At 61.3% G+C, this 18,008-nt stretch carries 15 protein-coding genes; 13 read left to right on the top strand and 2 right to left on the bottom strand.

Features of this window, described 5'->3' with window-relative positions:
* Positions 1-356: 356 nt before the first annotated feature.
* The 5 genes from rpsF to DW661_RS09405 all read left to right on the top strand — a co-directional run bounded on the left by rpsF (position 357) and on the right by DW661_RS09405 (position 3,345).
* Positions 357-650, top strand: coding sequence for a 30S ribosomal protein S6 (rpsF, locus tag DW661_RS09425; protein WP_006235831.1), 294 nt, complete (start codon positions 357-359; stop codon positions 648-650).
* 48 nt (positions 651-698) lie between these two features.
* A complete protein-coding gene (locus tag DW661_RS09420) occupies positions 699-1,151 on the top strand; it encodes a single-stranded DNA-binding protein (protein WP_117743356.1) in 453 nt (150 codons plus the stop codon).
* Between the two features lie 72 nt (positions 1,152-1,223).
* Positions 1,224-1,490, top strand: coding sequence for a 30S ribosomal protein S18 (rpsR, locus tag DW661_RS09415; protein ID WP_006235829.1), 267 nt, complete (start codon positions 1,224-1,226; stop codon positions 1,488-1,490).
* 15 nt (positions 1,491-1,505) lie between these two features.
* Positions 1,506-2,045, top strand: a complete 540-nt coding sequence (gene rplI / locus DW661_RS09410) for a 50S ribosomal protein L9 (RefSeq protein ID WP_117647790.1) — start codon at positions 1,506-1,508, stop codon at positions 2,043-2,045.
* 217 nt (positions 2,046-2,262) lie between these two features.
* Positions 2,263-3,345 (top strand): IS1595 family transposase, encoded by a 1,083-nt coding sequence (locus DW661_RS09405; RefSeq protein ID WP_158568439.1) that lies wholly within the window; start codon positions 2,263-2,265, stop codon positions 3,343-3,345.
* Between the two features lie 71 nt (positions 3,346-3,416).
* On the opposite strand, the gene DW661_RS09400 is transcribed toward DW661_RS09405, so the two are convergent.
* Positions 3,417-3,911, bottom strand: coding sequence for a nucleotidyltransferase domain-containing protein (locus tag DW661_RS09400; protein ID WP_117629780.1), 495 nt, complete (start codon positions 3,909-3,911; stop codon positions 3,417-3,419).
* A 189-nt stretch (positions 3,912-4,100) separates the two neighbouring features.
* Here DW661_RS09400 and dnaB point away from each other — a divergent pair, with 189 nt between their 5' ends.
* The 8 genes from dnaB to carB all read left to right on the top strand — a co-directional run bounded on the left by dnaB (position 4,101) and on the right by carB (position 16,811).
* Complete coding sequence (gene dnaB / locus DW661_RS09395; protein ID WP_006235827.1) at positions 4,101-5,498, top strand: replicative DNA helicase; 1,398 nt, start codon at positions 4,101-4,103, stop codon at positions 5,496-5,498.
* 93 nt (positions 5,499-5,591) lie between these two features.
* Positions 5,592-6,878 (top strand): adenylosuccinate synthase, encoded by a 1,287-nt coding sequence (locus tag DW661_RS09390; protein WP_022094075.1) that lies wholly within the window; start codon positions 5,592-5,594, stop codon positions 6,876-6,878.
* Between the two features lie 118 nt (positions 6,879-6,996).
* Positions 6,997-8,301, top strand: a complete 1,305-nt coding sequence (gene purD / locus DW661_RS09385; RefSeq protein WP_117817441.1) for a phosphoribosylamine--glycine ligase — start codon at positions 6,997-6,999, stop codon at positions 8,299-8,301.
* Positions 8,302-8,322: 21 nt separating this feature from the next.
* Entirely contained in the window at positions 8,323-9,018 is a 696-nt protein-coding gene (locus tag DW661_RS09380; RefSeq protein WP_195568396.1) for an NUDIX domain-containing protein, read from the top strand.
* Positions 9,019-9,100: 82 nt separating this feature from the next.
* The gene (locus tag DW661_RS09375) at positions 9,101-10,873 is read left to right on the top strand and encodes an ABC transporter ATP-binding protein (protein WP_117817443.1); all 1,773 of its coding nucleotides are present in this window, start codon (positions 9,101-9,103) and stop codon (positions 10,871-10,873) included.
* Positions 10,874-10,892: 19 nt separating this feature from the next.
* Positions 10,893-11,858, top strand: coding sequence for a hypothetical protein (locus DW661_RS09370; RefSeq protein WP_117817445.1), 966 nt, complete (start codon positions 10,893-10,895; stop codon positions 11,856-11,858).
* Positions 11,859-12,064: 206 nt separating this feature from the next.
* Positions 12,065-13,495, top strand: coding sequence for a glutamine-hydrolyzing carbamoyl-phosphate synthase small subunit (carA, locus tag DW661_RS09365; RefSeq protein ID WP_118935421.1), 1,431 nt, complete (start codon positions 12,065-12,067; stop codon positions 13,493-13,495).
* A gap of 1 nt (position 13,496) precedes the next feature.
* The gene (gene carB / locus DW661_RS09360; protein ID WP_118935420.1) at positions 13,497-16,811 is read left to right on the top strand and encodes a carbamoyl-phosphate synthase large subunit; all 3,315 of its coding nucleotides are present in this window, start codon (positions 13,497-13,499) and stop codon (positions 16,809-16,811) included.
* Positions 16,812-17,027: 216 nt separating this feature from the next.
* Here the strand turns inward: carB and DW661_RS09355 are convergent, their stop codons facing one another.
* The gene (locus DW661_RS09355; protein WP_158551165.1) at positions 17,028-17,810 is read right to left on the bottom strand and encodes a GntR family transcriptional regulator; all 783 of its coding nucleotides are present in this window, start codon (positions 17,808-17,810) and stop codon (positions 17,028-17,030) included.
* Positions 17,811-18,008: the final 198 nt, after the last annotated feature.

Below are 18,008 nucleotides of genomic sequence, written 5' to 3'. Positions count from 1 at the left end.
GATGACGGGGCGGAATGTCAATCCTGGTCTAACAGAGCCTTTAAAAATCTTTGGGTGGTGCTGTGGACCACTGGTATGCATTTCGCGACCACAGCGTTGTGCCCGTTGACCTGTGGCTTGGTGCGACTTGTCCCCACGGCGCCGTATCTTGTCCACAGTTCCGTCAAGCATTTGGTCAGCATTTGGTTGGAAGACGCATGAAGTGCCGTGCGAGTATGGGCATATGTGGAGGTCATGAGGTTGTAGCTGCATATTCTTGCGGCCTGGGAGGTTGAAAGATATTATTACCAAGTCTTTTCCTGCTTCAGGCGCACCTTCACGACCTGAAGCCACATTTGCCCAGAGGAGGTGACAATATGAAGGCTTATGAACTGCTGTTCTTTGTTGACCCGTCGCTCGACCCCGAGACTCGTCTCGCTGTTATGAAGCGTATCGATACCACGATCGCTGAGGGCGCTGGCAAGGTCGACTCCGTTGACGAGTGGGGCAAGCGCAAGCTCGCCTACGAGATCAACGACCTCACCGATGGTGACTACACCCTCATCAACTTCCACGCAGATCCTACCCAGATCGCCGAGCTTGATCGCGTCCTGCGCATCACCGACGCTGTGGTCCGCCACATGATCGTCCGTCGCGACGACCAGGAGTAAGACTGTCGTTTTGGACTGGGCTTGTGCCCCAAGAGGAAGTAGTGAGTTATGAGCATCAATCGAGTGAACATCACCGGTAACCTCACCCGCGATCCCGAGCTGCGCGCCACCGCCGGCGGAACCCAGGTTCTGTCCTTTGGCGTCGCTGTGAACGATCGTCGCCGCAACGCGCAGACTGGCGAGTGGGAGGATTATCCCAACTTTGTCGACTGCACTATGTTCGGCACCCGCGCCGAGGCCGTGAGCCGTTTCCTGGCAAAGGGAAACAAGGTCGCGATCGAGGGCAAGCTGCGCTACAGCTCTTGGGAACGCGACGGCCAGCGCCGGAGCAAGCTTGAGGTCATCGTTGATGAGATCGAGTTTATGAGCTCCCGTGGTGGCCAGGGTGGCTACGATCAGGGCGGTTACGCCCCCGCAGCTCCTGCGCCCACAGCACGTCCTGCCGCACCGGTGGCTACGCCGCCCGCGGTCGACGTCTACGATGAGGACATCCCGTTTTAAGGGTTGTTCACCTATTTTTGAGTGAGAGGCGGCTTCGGTTCGCCGAAGTTGCCAAATGAAAGGTATTTTGACATGGCTAATGATTTTTCTGCACGTCAGCCGCGTCGTAAGTACTGCCAGTTCTGCAAGGAGAACACTGAGTTCATCGACTATAAGGACACTCAGCTTCTCCGTAAGTACATGACCGACCGTGGCAAGATCAAGCCCCGTCGCGTCACTGGCGCTTGCACGCAGCATCAGCATGACATCGCCAACGCCATCAAGCGTGCCCGCGAGATGGCTCTCCTGCCGTACACCGTCCCCGTGGTTTCCTCTCGTGGCAACCGCGACCGCGGCTAAGAAGGGAGACGCATCATGAAGGTTATTCTTCTCGATGAGATCAAGGGCAAGGGCGGCGAGGGTGACGTCGTAGAGGTCGCTCAGGGTTACGCTGAGAACTTCCTGTTCCCCAAGAAGCTCGCTGTTGCCGCCACCAAGGGCAACCTCAAGCAGCTTGACGAGCGTCGCAACAACATAGCCAAGCGCGAGGCCGTCCGTCTGGCTACCGCCAACGAGACCAAGGCTGCCCTCGAGGGCAAGCAGGTCACCGTTGACGTCAAGGTCGGCGACGAGGGCATCCTCTTTGGCTCCGTTACCGCCGCTATGATCGCTGACGCCATCAAGGATCAGCTCGGTATGGACATCGACCGCAAGCGCGTCGAGCTCGGCAAGCCCATCAAGGTTGCCGGTGCCCACACCGTTGCCATCTCGCTGTACCGCGAGATCAAGGCCGAGGTTGTCGTTCTCGTCGGCGTTACCGCCGAGGAGCTCGCTGCCGATGCTGAGGTCGAGGAGGCCGCTGAGGTCGCCGAGGCCGAGACCGCCGAGGTCGAGACCGAGGCTGCTGCCGAGTAGCATTTGCTGCAACGCAACAATCTTGTTCTAAGAAGGGCGCTCTGAGAGACCGGGGCGCCCTTTTATTTTTTGCGCTGAGTGGGTGTCACGTCATACATTGAGATGCAGTCCCACATAAGCGTTGTGTTAGACCACTTTGGATAAGTGTCCTGCACGCAGTACACGCGACGGGGCCCCGGTTGCGACAATTCCATCATCAGGAGAGATGGAGGTTGCAATGGAAGACGTGCTCACCCAGCTGACGAGGCAGTTCCTCCCGCAGATGACGGCTGCCGAGAAGAGCAGGGCCCTGAGATCGCTCAAGGCGCTGATAGACGCGGAGCTTTTCGAACTCGCGGCAAGCGAGGGGGCGGAAGACGATCCCGACAGAGCCTGCCCCTGGTGCGGCTCCCCGCATTACGTGAAGAGGGGGCGAGACGGGAGCGGCCGTCAGCGGTTCCTCTGCCGAGGGTGCGCCAGGACCTTCACCGACGCCACCATGCGCACCTTCTCCACCACCAAGCTCGACAGGTCGGCCTGGATGAGGTTCGCGGAGTGCCACGTGGACATGCTCCCGCTGCGCGAGTCGGCGGAAAAGTGCGGCGTGTGCCTCAAGACGGCGTTCTTCATGCGCCACAGGCTGCTCGAGGCCATGGCCAAGCGCATGCCCGCCTTCCGCGTGGAGGCCGGCGGCGGGGCCGAGCTCGACGAGTGCTTCTTCAGGGAGAGCTTCAAGGGAAACCGCTCCAGGTCGGAGTCCGGCATGCCCAGGAAGCCCCGCACAAGGTCGCAGGGAACCGACGGGCACGAGAAGATATGCGTGCTCACCGGCATCAACGACGCCGGCGACATCTTCTACGAGATCGCGGGGAGGGGCGGCCTCGACGAGGCGGCAGCCAGGGAGCTGCTCGCCGACAAGCTCGCGGTCGGCGCGATAATCTCGACGGACCGTGCGCACGTGTACCGCCGCGTCCTGCCCGCCCTCGGCGTCGGCGCGCACATCGCCAGCAAGAGGGAGGAGCACGCCATCAACAGGGTGAACAGCCTCCACTCCCAGATGAGGCACTTCATCGGCAGGTTCCGGGGTGTCTCCACGAGACGCCTCGAGAACTACCTCGCCTGGTTCAAGTGGACATGGTGCTTCAAGGTCCGCAGGAGCGCGGACGAGCTCGCCGAGCTCATAGTGAGGCAGGCAGCCCGCGGCACGTACGAGAAGACCTGGCGCCAGTACAAGGTGACCCCCTATCCGTTCTACGAGTACTGGATCAAGCAGGCGAAATGGGACTCGCGTGCGCGGAGGGCCATATACGGCGTGGCGTGATGTCCAGGGCGGTCTGGCGCAGCGCATCTGCGGCAAGCGCTGAAGTCGTGCCCCGATGCAAATAGCAACAGCTAGCGATATTCTTCGGGAACGTCGAAACCGTACTCACGGCATAGGAGCATGACATCGTGGGCGTCGTGCTCGTCATGCTGATAGCCCAAGTGAAACAACAGCTGGCTTTCGGGGTCGATGCACGACACCTCCACCTCGCCGATGCGCCCCCTCCCCGAAAAGACCTCCCCGGGAAAACGATCTCCCTGATACAGAATATCGCCATTCTCGGCGAAATCGAAGCAATGCAGGTCGACGATGCGCCCCGCCTCGTCTTGCCACACCGTGTGATCTTCGGTGGTGAAAGATGCAGCCACCTCGGAAAACCCCTCATCAGCAATTAGATCCACGAACCTTTGGTAATCCCCGCGCTGAACGAACAGGTCGATGTCGTTATGAGCCCTGGTCTCACGCCCGACAAGCGCATCGATGCCCCAGCCGCCATCAAGGTATACGCCAATGCCCGCACCTGCGGAAAGGCCGATTATCCAACACGCATCATCCTTGGTGACCATAGGAGCTCCTTCGCTTTCGCCTGCTATCTAAGCAAGAAAGATTATAGGAAAAGTCCCAGTATCCAAAGCGTCTAACACAACGCACATAAGGGACCGTTCATCCGTTTGGTTCGGTGATGATTGTTAAGGCGCGCCTCGATTTAAAGCTGTGGCTGATACTATGGATGCTCGCAAGCGATATGAATGAGGATGCTCATGGCATATGACGATAGGGAGACCGGGCTGACGGTTGAGGACCGCGGCTCAAAGTTGGGTCTTCCCCAAAACCAAGATGCAGAGGCCAATGTACTGGCCGCTATGCTGCTATCGCCCGAGGTGGTCGAAGAGGCCCAGGTCGAGCTGCAGCCCGATGACTTCTACCGGCCCATTCATAAGACCATCTATACCGCGATGGTCGATATGTACAACAGCCGCATTCCCATCGACTCCATCTCGCTGATCGACTACCTGAGAAGCATTAACAAGCTTGATGCCGTGGGCGGCGAGGCCTATATTTTGGAGTTGATGGGTCAGACCCTGTCGCTCGTCAACTGGCAGCACCATGCCGCTATCGTTCGCCGCGATTCGATGCTGCGCGAGCTGATCGGCGCCACCAACGAGATCAACGCGCTGGCCTATAACGCTCCCACCGATACCAAAGAGGTCGTGGAGCTGGCCGAGAGCAAGTTGCTCAAGGTCACGGCGCGCGAGGTCAAGTCGAGCTACAAGACGCTGACCGAGTTTATGGTCGAGGCCTATAACGAGGCCGAGGAAGTGTGCCAGGCAGGCGGCCAGGCTGCGGGCGTGCCCACGGGCTTCCCGTCGCTCGACCGCATGCTCATGGGTTTTCGCGAGGGCCAGCTCATCATCATCGGCGCCCGCCCTGCTGTGGGTAAGACGTCGTTCGCCCTGAATCTGGCGCTCAACGCTGCCGCGGCCGGTTATACCGTCGGCTTCTTCTCGCTGGAGATGTCGGGCAAGGAAATTGCCCAGCGTCTGATTTGCGCCTACGCCATGATTTCGATCAGTGACTTCCGCATGGGCCGCATTAGCCCCGAGCAGTGGGCCAATATCAACGAGGCCACGCAGACCTTGTCCAAGCTCGATATTCTGATTGACGATACGCCCGGCACCACAGTGACCGAGATTCGCGCCAAGAGCCGCCGCATGCTCCACAACAAGGAGAAGGCCATCATCATCCTGGACTACCTGCAGCTGGTGAGTCCTCCGCCGGGACGCCGCTCCGAGAGCCGTACCGTCGAGGTCTCCGAGATGTCGCGTGGTCTGAAGATCATGGCCAAGGAACTCAAGATCCCGCTCATCGCGCTGTCGCAGCTCTCGCGTCAGGTCGAATCCCGTACCGGCAAGCGCCCGCAGCTTTCCGACCTTCGTGAATCGGGCTCCATCGAGCAGGACGCCGATATCGTTATGTTCTTGGACCGCTCCGCCGATGAGGCCGAAGCCTCGCGCGACGATCGACCCGACGAGGGCGTTACGCGTATCGTCGTGGCCAAGAACCGTTCGGGCCCGATCGGCGACGTCGACCTGATGTTCCTGCCGGCATCCACCAAGTTCTATGAGCTTGATGGGGCACATGCCGAGGAGTAGGACAGGCGCCCGTTGCACGGGTATACTGGGAATGTTTTGTGCTTCTGCGTGCCGGCGTGGCGCGTAGACAGTCCATGAATGTAAGGAGTAAACATGCCGTCAACCGTTTTGGTCGGTGCCCAGTGGGGCGATGAGGGCAAGGGTAAGATTTGCGACCTGGTCGCCGGCGACTTCGATGCCGTCGTGCGCTACTCGGGCGGCAACAACGCCGGTCACACCATCGTCGTCAACGGCAAGAAGTACGGCCTGCACCAGGTGCCCTCCGGCATCATGTATTCCGACCACGTGTCGGTGATCGGTAACGGCTGCGTCGTCAACCCCAAGGTTGTCCTTGAGGAGATCGACATGTTCGAGGCCGACGGCATCACCACCAAGAACCTCAAGATTAGCGGCAACGCGCATGTCATCATGCCGTACCACATCGATCTGGATGGCGCCTTTGAGCAGAAGCTCGGCAAGAAGAACATCGGTACCACCAAGCGCGGCATCGGTCCGTGCTACCAGGACAAGATGGCCCGCATCGGCCTGCGCATGCAGGACATGCTGGACGAGGCACTGTTCCGCGACAAGCTGGAGACCGCTCTTGCCCGCGTGAACCCCGAGCTTGAGCTCATCTACAACCTGCCCACCTACACCGTGGACCAGATTTGCGACGAGTATCTGCCCATGGCCGAGCGCCTGCGCCCCTACATCACCGAGACGAGCTTGCTGCTCAACAACATGATCGACGAGGGTAAGGACCTGCTGTTTGAGGGCGCCCAGGCCACGCTGCTCGACATCGACCACGGCACCTATCCGTACGTGACGTCTTCTAACTGCACCGCCGGCGGCGCCATCACCGGCTCCGGCGTGGGCATGAAGAACGTCGACCGCGTGCTGGGCGTCATGAAGGCCTATATCACCCGCGTCGGTTCGGGCCCCATGCCCACCGAGCTTTCCTATGAGTCCGAGGCCGGCCACACGCTGACCGAGGAGGGCTATGAGTACGGCGTGACCACCGGTCGCCGTCGTCGTTGCGGCTGGTTTGACGGCCCTATCGCCAACTATGCCTCGCGCGTCAACGGCCTCACCGACATCGCCGTGACCAAGCTCGACGTGCTTTCGGCCTTCGACACCATCAAGGTGTGCGTGGCCTACGACGTCGATGGCGAGCGCTACACGAGCGTGCCCGAGCATCAGGTGCGCTTTGAGCACGCCAAGCCCATCTACGAGGAGCTCCCCGGCTGGAAGTGCGACATTACCGGTTGCCGCAGCTTTGACGAGCTGCCGCAAGAGGCTCAGGACTATGTGGCGTTTATCGAGGATCTGGCACACACCCGCGTGACGTTCATTGGCGTTGGCGCTGGTCGCGAGCAGATTATCAACCGATTCTGGAAGTAATCGGGATCATTTGGTTATTGCGATATACCCCTTTGCAGCCCAAGTGGGCGGCCGAGGGGTATATTTGCTTGCAAGGGGCTCGCGCGGAGCGGGCCATTCATCCATAGAGGAGGCACCCTTGAAGGCGGACACTCAAACCATCGACATCCTGTTGTTGGGCAGCGGCGGCCGTGAGCATGCTTTGGCAGCCAAGCTCGCAGCATCACCGCGCGCCGGCAAGCTCTACATCGCGCCGGGCAACGGCGGCACCGCGAGCTGCGGCGAGAACGTTGTTCTCGACGACTGCGATCCTGCGGCCGTGGCGGCGTTTGCGCAGAGCCACGGATGCGGACTCGTGGTAATTGGCCCCGAGGCTCCGCTCGTGGCGGGCGTGGCCGACGCCGTGCGCGCGGCGGGTATTCCCTGCTTTGGCCCGGGTGCCGAGGGCGCCCAGATGGAGGGCTCCAAGCTGTTCTCCAAGCAGCTCATGGAGCGTGCGGGCATTCCGACGGCAGCCTACGGCTCGTTTACCGACGAGGCTTCGGCTCTCGCCTACGTACGCGAGCAAGGCGCCCCGCTGGTCGTCAAGGCCGACGGCCTTGCCGCAGGCAAGGGCGTTATCGTGGCGACCGAACTTGAGCAGGCCGAGGAGGCCGTGCGCGAGTGCTTTGGCGGCACCTTTGGCGATGCCGGCAACACCGTGGTTATCGAGGAGATGCTCGTTGGTCCCGAGTGCTCGCTGTTGGCCTTTACCGACGGCAAGACCGTGCGCCCCATGGCCACCTCGCAGGACCACAAGCGCGCGCTTGAGGGCGACCTTGGTCCCAACACCGGCGGCATGGGCGTCTACAGCCCGGTGCCCATCGTGACTGACGAGGAGCACGCCACCATGGTGAAGGTCATGGAGCAGACCGTGGCCGAGCTCGCTGCCGAGGGTATCGACTACCGCGGCTGCCTGTACGGCGGCTTTATGCTCACGCCTGCCGGCCCCAAGGTGCTGGAGTTCAATGCCCGCTTTGGCGACCCCGAGACGCAGGTCGTTCTGCCGCGCCTTAAGAACGACCTGGTCGAGGTCATGCTCGCCTGCGCCAACTGCGAGCTCGATCAGATTGAACTCGACTGGCGCGACGAGTGGGCCGTGGCCGTTGTCCTGACGAGTGCGGGTTATCCCGGCAGCTACGAGAAAGGCAAGGTCATTACCGGTATCGCCGATGCCGAGGCCATGGAGAACGTGACCGTGTACCACGCGGGCACTGCCGTGGTGGACGGCCAGCTCGTGACCAATGGTGGCCGCGTGCTTGCCGTGACCGCGCTGGGCGATACGTTTGAGAACGCCCGCAACCTTGCCTACGAGGCCTGCGAGAAGATTGATTTTGAGGGCAAGACCCTGCGTCACGACATCGGCCTGCGCGCGCTGCGCGGCCGCGACGCCTGGGATGCCTAAAATCTGAGAGGAATGAGACGGATGGACGAGAAGAACGAAGAGCTCGTGGACGCGCAGATCGTCGAAGAGGACAGCCGCGTGTATGGGCACGCCGAGGGCGAGCCTGGTGGCGAGGTCGCTGACGAGCCGGCGCTGGTGCTGGGCGATGACGACCCGCACGATGCCGAGCTGCACGAGAAGATTCTTTCGGAGGAGTGCGCCTGGAAGGGCAAGATCCTCGACGTCCACCGTCTTGAGGTTGAGCTGCCCAACGGTCGCCGCAGCGCCCGCGATATCGTTCGCCATCCGGGTGCGGCGGCTGTTGTGGCACTGACCGAGAGCGGCAAGATCGTACTGGTGCGTCAGTACCGCACCGCCATCGACCGCGTGACGGTCGAGATTCCCGCCGGCAAGCTCGATCCAGGCGAGGACCCGCTCGATTGCGCCAAGCGCGAGCTGCATGAGGAGACGGGCTTTAGGGCTGGTCGCATTCGCTTTTTGACGTCGATTGTCACGTCCTGTGGTTTTTGCGATGAGATTATCCACATCTACTTGGCTACCAAGCTCGAGTTTGATGCGCCCAACCCCGATGATGACGAGTTTGTCAACGTGGACCTGGTGCCGCTGCATGAGCTGATCGACGCCGTACTCGACGGCAAGATCGAAGACGCCAAGACCGTCGTGGGCGCCTTGGCCTGCGACAGCATCGCACACCGCCTTGGGGGCACGGAGCTTTAACGAGTGGGGATAGCCCTGGGACAAGTACTACTGATTGCTTTGTCCCAGGGCCTTACGTTGCTGATATTTCTTTGAGGATCACATGCTGAAGAGGTTTCTTTCGTATTACGAGCCCCAGATGGGGCTTTTTGTTGCTGATACTGTTTGTGCTCTGGTGCTTGCCGCCATTGACCTTGCTTTTCCTATTATTCTGCGTAATTTGACCGGTGGGCTATTTACTCAGGGTCAGGCTGCCATTATGCAGGCGCTCGGCATGATCGCGGTGGGCTTGGTGCTGATGTATGCCGTCCGCTGCGCCTGCCGCTACTTTGTGAGCTATTGGGGCCACGTGATGGGCGCGCGCATGGAGTCCAAAATGCGCGAGGACCTGTTCGACCAGTATGAGCGCTTTAGCTTTGCGTACTTCGACCGCAACAGCTCGGGTGACATGATGAGCCGCGTGGTCAACGACCTGTTCGATATCTGCGAGGCGGCGCATCACGTACCCGAGTGGATCATCATCTGCGGCATCGAGATTATCGGCTCGTTTGTGATCCTCTTTACCATCGCCCCGGTGCTCGCGCTCGCCATGGCCGTGGTGACGGCGGCGTTTGCGGTCGTCATGTTTTGGCAGAACATGCGCATGCGCGAGGTTTTTAGCGACAACCGCAAAAAGATCAGCGGCATCAATGCGCAGCTGCAGGATTCGCTGGCGGGCATGCGCGTGGTCAAGAGCTTTGCCAATGAGGAGACCGAACGCTTCAAGTTCCGCGCCTCCAACAATCGCTATCTTTCGTCCAAGGAGAACATGTATCACGCCATGGGCGTCTATACCGCGACGTATGGCCTGCTCTCGGGTGTGCTCTATGTGATCGTGGTGCTGCTGGGCGGCTGGCTGGTCGCCCAGGGACAGCTGCAGGCGGTCGATATGGCGACCTTTGCACTCTATATTTCGCTGTTCTGCACGCCGCTCGAGACGCTCGTCAATTCGGCCGAAACGTATCAGAAGGCCATCGCCGGCTTTAAGCGTATGGACGAGGTACTCTCGACTGCCCCGGATATCCAGGACAAGCCGGGCGCCACGGATCTGCGGGTGACCGCCGGCGCCGTGGAGTATCACGACGTGTGCTTTAGCTACGAGGATGTTGAGTTGGGCGAGGGCGGCGCCGACGGACGCCCTGTTATCGACCATATGAATCTGTCCATCAAGCCCGGCCAGACCATCGCGCTGGTTGGACCCTCGGGCGGCGGCAAGTCCACGACCTGTTCGCTGCTGCCGCGCTTTTATGACGTGGCTGCCGGATCCATTAGCATCGACGGTCAGGACGTGCGCGATGTGACGCAGCAGAGCCTGCGCCGCGCCATCGGCCTGGTGCAGCAGGATGTCTATCTGTTTGACGGTACGATTGGCGAGAACATCGCCTACGGCAAGCCGGGCGCTACGGCGGAAGAGATCGCCGAGGCCGCCCGTCGCGCCAACATCGATGCCTTTATCGAGTCGCTTCCACAGGGCTATGACACGGTCGTGGGCGAGCGCGGCAGCCGTCTTTCGGGCGGACAGAAGCAGCGTGTTGCCATCGCGCGCGTGTTTCTCAAGAATCCCAAGATCCTGATTTTAGACGAGGCGACGAGTGCTTTGGATAACGAGAGCGAGGAGGCGGTGCAGGAGTCGCTCGAAGAGCTGGCACGCGGCCGCACCACGATTATCATCGCCCACCGTCTTTCGACCATTAAGCATGCCGATGAGATTGCGACCGTTGAGCATGGTCGCGTTGTGGAGCGTGGCACGCACGAGGAGCTTCTCGCCCGTGGCGGCACCTATGCCCGTTACTATCGAATGCAGTTCGAAGGTGCGCGTGCGCACGAGCTCGACTGATTGATATGACAGGAAGTTTATGGCTGACAAGAACCCTTTGACTCCGGAAGAAGTGACGGAGTTATTCTCCGAAATCGATGCATCCGGCGTCTTGGATCCTACGCTCGCCAAAAAGCGTACCGAGCGCATGCGCGAGAAAGAGGCCGCCGTCAAGCGCGGTGACAAAGCGGCGCTAGCGCAGCTGCGCAGCGAGGACCGCGCGAGCCAGGCAAAACATATCGACCCGCTGTCCGAGGACGATCCTTCGGGCTCGCAGGTGAGCCATACCATTACGAAGACCGCGATGGCCGTGGTCATCGGTATTTTGGTGCTGATCGTGGGCATGCAGATTGGCTACGGCGTGATGCGTCGCCTGAACACCGCCAACCTGTCCGAGAGCGTTTCGGTCGATACCGTTTCGACCGCGCTGAAGGGCGGCCTTGAGTGGGGCAATGGCTTTACGCAGTTCCCGCTCGATTTTACCGTCGATGAAGCCGATGAACGCACGGGCACGGTCGAGGTGACGGTGTTGGACACATCGTCTGCCAACGAGCTCGAGCTGCTGTCCAACGGGCAGATTCAGGCCGCGGCGCTTGCGACCAACGCGTTGCTCAACGATAAGATCGACCGCGTGGTGTATAACGTTCACGCCTATATCGACGAGAATAGCAACATTCAGCACGATTCCTTCTTTGGCATGTTCCCCGCGCGCGGCCACCAGAGCGCCATTTTGACGTTCGTGTGGACCAAGAGCTCATCCAACGCCACGAGTATCGACTGGAAGATGCGCATCGTGAGTATGGATGACACCATCGCCGAGCGCATTCAGAAGCAGGTGAACTCGGTGTCGTCGTTGATTGAGGACCCGGTGGTGAGCCAGACCAAGATTGACGAGGAAAAGGCCGAACGTGACCTGGAGCATCGTCTGCATGGCCGCGAGATTTTCCGCGGCGGCAAGCCCGATCGCACACCGTCCAAACTGCTGGAGCAGGATAAGAAAAAGTAAGACGTCATCATCCCGCGTGAGCCACAAGCCCCGCGGGATGATTTTTAATCCTCGTCCTAGAAAAATCATTATGCATAGAAAGTCATAATTATCATTTCGTAAACATTTCGATGAAATTAACGCCATGAGGCATGCTTACGGTTACAATACCGCGAGGCCTAACTACACACCTTTAAGCCGGTCCTGTGAGACCGGGAAGGAGAACTATGGCGAACAACCATACCGCGGGCGCTGCCGCCCGCACCTTCGCGCCCAGCGAGCTTTGCCAGCGTATGCTGGCCAAAACCAGCAAGGGCACCTGTGGTCCCTGCATCCTGTATCTTGAGGATGGGACCATTTTTTATGGACGTGCATGCGGCGCCGAGGGCACCGCGACCGGCGAAGTCTGCTTCAACACCTCGCTCGAGGGCTACTTTGAGGTCATGACCGACCCGAGTTATGCCGGCCAAATCGTAACCATGACCTATCCGCAGATCGGCAATTACGGTATCGACGAGACCGACGTCCAGTCGGCCTTCCCCGGCGACGCCGTGCGCCCTGCGAGCGCTCCGGCTATGCGCGGCATGATCGTTCGCGACATGTGCGCCGCGCCTTCTAACTGGCGCTCGGCCGTCAGCGTGCCGGAGTACCTGCGCGCTCACGGCATCGTCGCTATCGAGGGTGTCGACACCCGCGCCCTGGTGCGCCATCTGCGCGATAATGGTTCCAAGATGGGCATTATCTCGACCGAGATCTTCGACGTCGACGAGCTTGCCGAGCGTCTGGCCGCAGCGCCCACGCTGGTAGGCGAGAACCTGGTCAAGACCGTGAGCTGCCCTGAGCCCCACGCCTTTGCCGCCGTCGACCTGCCTGCCACGCATGACTTTGCACTTGCGGCTGCCGCTCCTGCCCGTCACAAGGTGGTCGCCTACGACTGCGGTGTGAAGCGCGGTATTCTGGAGGGGCTGGTCCGCGCCGGCTGCGACCTTACCGTCGTGCCGTGGGATACGCCCGCCCAGCAGGTGCTCGACATGAATCCCGACGGTGTCTTTTTGTCCAATGGCCCCGGCGACCCCGACGCCGTGGTGGAGACCTACGAGCAGGTGCAGCAGCTGATCGGCAAGGTGCCGGTCTTTGGCATTTGCCTCGGTCACCAGATGATCAGCCTGGCCTGCGGCGCTCAGATGGAAAAGCTTAAGTTCGGTCACCGCGGTGGCAACCAGCCGGTCATGAACCTGGTGAGCCGTCGCGTGGAGATTACCGCGCAAAACCATGGCTTTGGCCTGCTGTTCCCCAGCTTGGGCAAGCTTGTCCCCGAACTTTCCGGCGGCGAGACCGAGCATGCGGTCGATGGAGATCTGCGCGTTTGGGTGCGCCGCGGAATCGCGCCGGTCGTGATGAACGAGCGCTTCGGCCGCATTCGCCTGACGCATGTGAACCTTAACGACGGCACCGCCGAGGGCATCCAGCTGCTCGAAGCCCCGTGCTTCTCGGTCCAGTACCACCCCGAGGCCTCGCCTGGCCCCACCGATGCCCACTATCTCTTTACCGCCTTTACGCGACTCATGGACGGCGAGGAGAACTACCTGGACATCGACACCGCGAAGGACCGCCTGGCTGGCTGGAATTTCGCCGAGACTGAGACCGAGGAGAACTAACATGCCCAAGCGTACTGACATCAAGCGTATCCTCGTCATTGGTTCGGGCCCCATCGTCATTGGCCAGGCCTGCGAGTTTGACTACTCCGGCGCCCAGGCCTGCAAGGTGCTCAAGGAGGATGGCTTCGAGGTCATCCTGGTCAACTCCAACCCGGCGACCATCATGACCGACCCGGGCTTGGCCGACCGCACCTATGTCGAGCCCATCACCGCCGAGTTTATCGAGCGCGTGATCAAGAAGGAGCGCCCGGACGCGCTGCTGCCCACGCTGGGCGGCCAGACCGGTCTGAACGCCGCCGTCGAGCTGGCAAAGGACGGTACGCTCGACAAGTACGGCGTCGAGATGATCGGCTGCGACCTTGCCGCTATCGAGCGCGGCGAGGACCGCAAACTCTTTAACGAGGCCATGGCCGAGATTGGCCTGGAGGTCGCGCGCTCGGGCTATGCCTACAGCGTGGCCGACGCCGAGACTATCGCCGAGCGCGTGGGCTATCCCTGCGTACTGCGCCCGAGCTTTACCCTCGGCGGCGCCGGCGGCGGCATCGCTCACACCCACGAGGAGCTCGTCTCCATCGTGAGCCAGGGCCTCGAGCTCTCGCCCGCCCACGAGGTGCTGGTCGAGGAGTCTATCGAGGGCTGGAAAGAGTATGAGATGGAGGTCATGCGTGACCACGCCGGCAACGGCATCATCGTGTGCTCCATCGAGAACCTCGACCCCATGGGCGTGCATACCGGCGACTCCATCACCGTGGCGCCGGCGCAGACGCTCTCCGACCTTGAGTATCAGCGCATGCGCGTGGCCTCGCTCGCCATTCTTGAGAAGATCGGCGTCGAGACCGGTGGCTCCAACGTGCAGTTTGCCGTGAACCCCAACACCGGCCGCCTGATCGTCATCGAGATGAACCCGCGCGTGAGCCGCTCGTCCGCGCTGGCCTCCAAGGCCACGGGTTTCCCCATTGCCAAGGCCGCCGCGCGTCTGGCCGTGGGCTATACGCTCGACGAGATCGTCAACGACATCACCAAGGCTACGCCCGCCTGCTTTGAGCCCACGATCGACTACTGTGTGGTCAAGGTGCCGCGCTTTGCCTTCGAGAAGTTCAAGGGTACCGACCCCACGCTCACCACGCGCATGAAGGCCGTGGGCGAGATCATGGCGATCGGCCGCACCTTTGAGGAGGCCTTTGGCAAGGCTATGCGCTCGCTGGAGGACGGCCACCAGGGCATTTGCGCCGGCGGCAAGGAAGGTGCCGATAAGCTGAGCGACGACGAGCTTGCTCAGGCCGTGGCAACCCCGACCGAGCATCGCATCTTCTTTGTGGTCGAGGCCCTGCGCCGTGGCTGGGACATCGCTCGCATCCATGCCATCTGCGGTATCGATCCGTGGTACCTCAACCGTATCAACGATATGGTGCAGGTCCAGGAGAGCATCCGCGGCCTGCGTGTGGAGGATATCGACGCCGACGCGATGCGCCTGCTCAAGCAGTACGGTACGAGCGACGCCGAGATCGCCGCGCTGACCGGCTCGGACGAGCGCTTTGTGCGCGCCTATCGCAAGGGTCTGGGCGTGGTTCCCAGCATGAAGACGGTCGATACCTGCGCTGCGGAGTTCTCGAGCGCCACGGAGTACCACTACAAGACGTACGAGAACATCTACCGCACGAGTCCGGATGCCAAGAAGTGCGTGGCTCCCGACGAGACCACGCCGGCGGACAAGCCCAAGGCGATGATCCTGGGCGCCGGTCCCAACCGCATTGGCCAGGGTATCGAGTTCGATTACTGCTGCGTGCACGCGAGCTACGCGCTGGCGGCCCGCGGCTTTGAGACCATCATGGTCAACTGCAACCCCGAGACCGTCTCGACTGACTACGACACCTCGGACCGCTTGTACTTTGAGCCGCTCACCTACGAGGACGTCATGGATGTCATCGATGTTGAGCGACCCGACGGCGTCGTGGTGACGCTCGGCGGTCAGACCCCGCTTAAGCTGGCGCGCATGCTCGAGGAGAGCGGCGTGAACATCATGGGTACCAAGCCCGACGCCATCGACTTTGCCGAGGACCGCGAGCGCTTCGCCGCTCTGCTCGACAAGCTGGGCATCATGTACCCGCCGGCGGGCCAGGCCACCTCGTTTGAGGAGGCCGAGGCCGTGGCCGCGCACATCGGCTATCCGCTGCTGGTGCGCCCGAGCTATGTGCTGGGCGGCCGCGGCATGATGATCGCCTACGATGCCGAGCATCTGCGCGATTACATGGCCGAGGCTGCGCGCATTAGCCCCGACTACCCGGTGTACCTGGACCGCTTCCTGGAGGGTGCGATCGAGTCCGACGTCGACGCCCTGTGCGATGGCGAAGAGGTATACATCGGCGGCATCCTGGAGCATATCGAGGAAGCCGGTATTCACTCCGGCGACTCCGCGACCTGCATCCCGCCGTTCAGCTTTAGCGAGAGCCTGCAGGCGAAGCTCCGCGAGACCACGCGCCGCATCGCGATGGCGCTGGGAGTCCGCGGTCTGGTCAACGTGCAATATGCCATCAAGGGCGAGACCGTCTACGTGATCGAGGCCAACCCGCGCGCCAGCCGTACCGTGCCGTTTATCTCCAAGGCCACCGGTGTGCCGCTGGCCAAATGCGCGGCGCGTATCATGGCAGGCGATTCCATCGCGAGCTTGGGCCTGCCGAGCGACGAACGTCAGCTGGACTGGTTCTGCATGAAGGAAGCCGTCATGCCCTGGGGTCGTTTCCCGGGCGCCGACGTCATCCTGGGGCCCGAGATGAAGTCGACGGGCGAGGTCATGGGTATCGCCAAGAGCTATCCCGAGGCATACGCCAAGACGCAGCTGGCGATTGACTACAAGCTGCCCGACCCGAGCGCCGGCAAGGTATTCATCAGCGTGTGCGACCGCGACAAGCGCCACATCCTTTCGGTCGCGCGTATCCTGCGTTACCTGGGCTTTGATATCTGCTCCACCGAGGGTACGGCGCGCGTGCTGCGCGGCGGCAACGTGACGTGCGAGGTCGTGGAGAAGATTAGCGGCCCGCACGACGGCGAGCGCCCCAACATCGGCGACCTGATCGCCGACGGCAAGATTGCGGTGATCGTCAATACGCCGTACGGTCCGGGCTCGCGCGGCGACGGCTATCTGCTGCGCACCGAGGCGGTGCGCCGCGGTGTGACCTGCGTGACCGCGATGTCTGCGGCCAACACGTACGTGAGTGCCATCGAGGCGGTGCGCGAGGACCAGCAGGGTCACGGCAGCGCCAACGACATGGGCATGGACGTCATCGCCCTGCAGGACCTGCCGCAGCACACGGTGTAATGTGACCTGGTCGGCCGGGGCGGCAGCCGGACACTTTCTCTCGGAAACTGGGCTTCGCGAAGTTTTCCGAGAGAAAGGACCGCCTCCCGCCCCGGCCTACGGTGACTCGGCTGCACCGTGTGCTGCCGAAGGGGCTTTGCGCGATGACTAGGGCTGAAAAAGAAAGTGAGTGTGGGCTCCGCCGTTCGTTCGAACGGCGGAGCCCACGTTTTGGATTTATTGGGCTGTGGCGGTGAAGGTTGTTTTGTCGGCGGCGATGTGCACGTGCAGCTTTGCCTGACCGTCGCAGCTGATGAGCACGCCTACCTCGAACGGGGTTCCCGTCTTGTCGTAGGTCGAACGCACGATGCGCATCGCCGCCTTACCGGTGTTCTGTCCCAAAAGGCGCGCCTCATGCTTGTCGAGGTTGACCGTCTCGTAGACGGCATCGACGCTTGCGGGCAGGATGCCGGTCTTTTCCGCGATGTAGGCGTAGAGCGAGCCATCCACGTCTTTGCGTGTGAGCTCGGGGCAAAGTGACACGGGGATATAGACGTAGTTGAGCTCCATGGGTTTGTCGTTGGCGAGACGCAGGCGGCGAATCTCCCAGACGGGTGTCCCCTCGGGCACTTTGAGCCCGGAGGCGATGCCGCGGACGGCCGGTATGCTTGAAAAGGCGAGAATCTGCGAGCTCGGAACCCGTCCCGCTTCGCGCATCCGCGCGCTGAAATTCAGGGCCAGGTCGATGCCGGGTGCTGAGGTTTGGGGTTTGATGAACGTGCCCTGCCCACGTTTGCGCACCACGCGCCCCTCGATGACGAGATCTTGGAAACAGCGGCGCACGGTCGCGCGCGATAACTCTAGCCGCTCACAGATTTCGAGCTCGCGTGGCAGCGGCGTCTTGGTGTCGAACGCCTGGCTGGCGATAAGCAGGGCGATTCGATGTTTAAGTTGGACATAGAGCGGCGTATCACCGCTGCGGTCGAAGGGTTCGGAGGCGAGAAACGAGATCATATCCATGGGGTACCTCCATGTCGTGGGCGTACGTGACATGGTCTGACACTGCGGAGCAAACCGGAGATGCCAGGCCCGATTCTTGCTGGTATGTATGGTGCATAAGGAACATAAAACATTTATCAGGCAATCTACCTGCTATTTTAAAAATAATTAGAAGAAAAAATAAGGCTCTGTTAGACCAGGATTGACATTCCGCCCCGT

It is taken from the genome of Collinsella sp. AM24-1 (genome assembly GCF_003470325.1).
Lineage (GTDB): Bacteria > Actinomycetota > Coriobacteriia > Coriobacteriales > Coriobacteriaceae > Collinsella.
The sequence above is the reverse complement of the archived record's forward strand: the minus strand, read 5'-3'. Positions and strand labels throughout refer to the sequence as shown.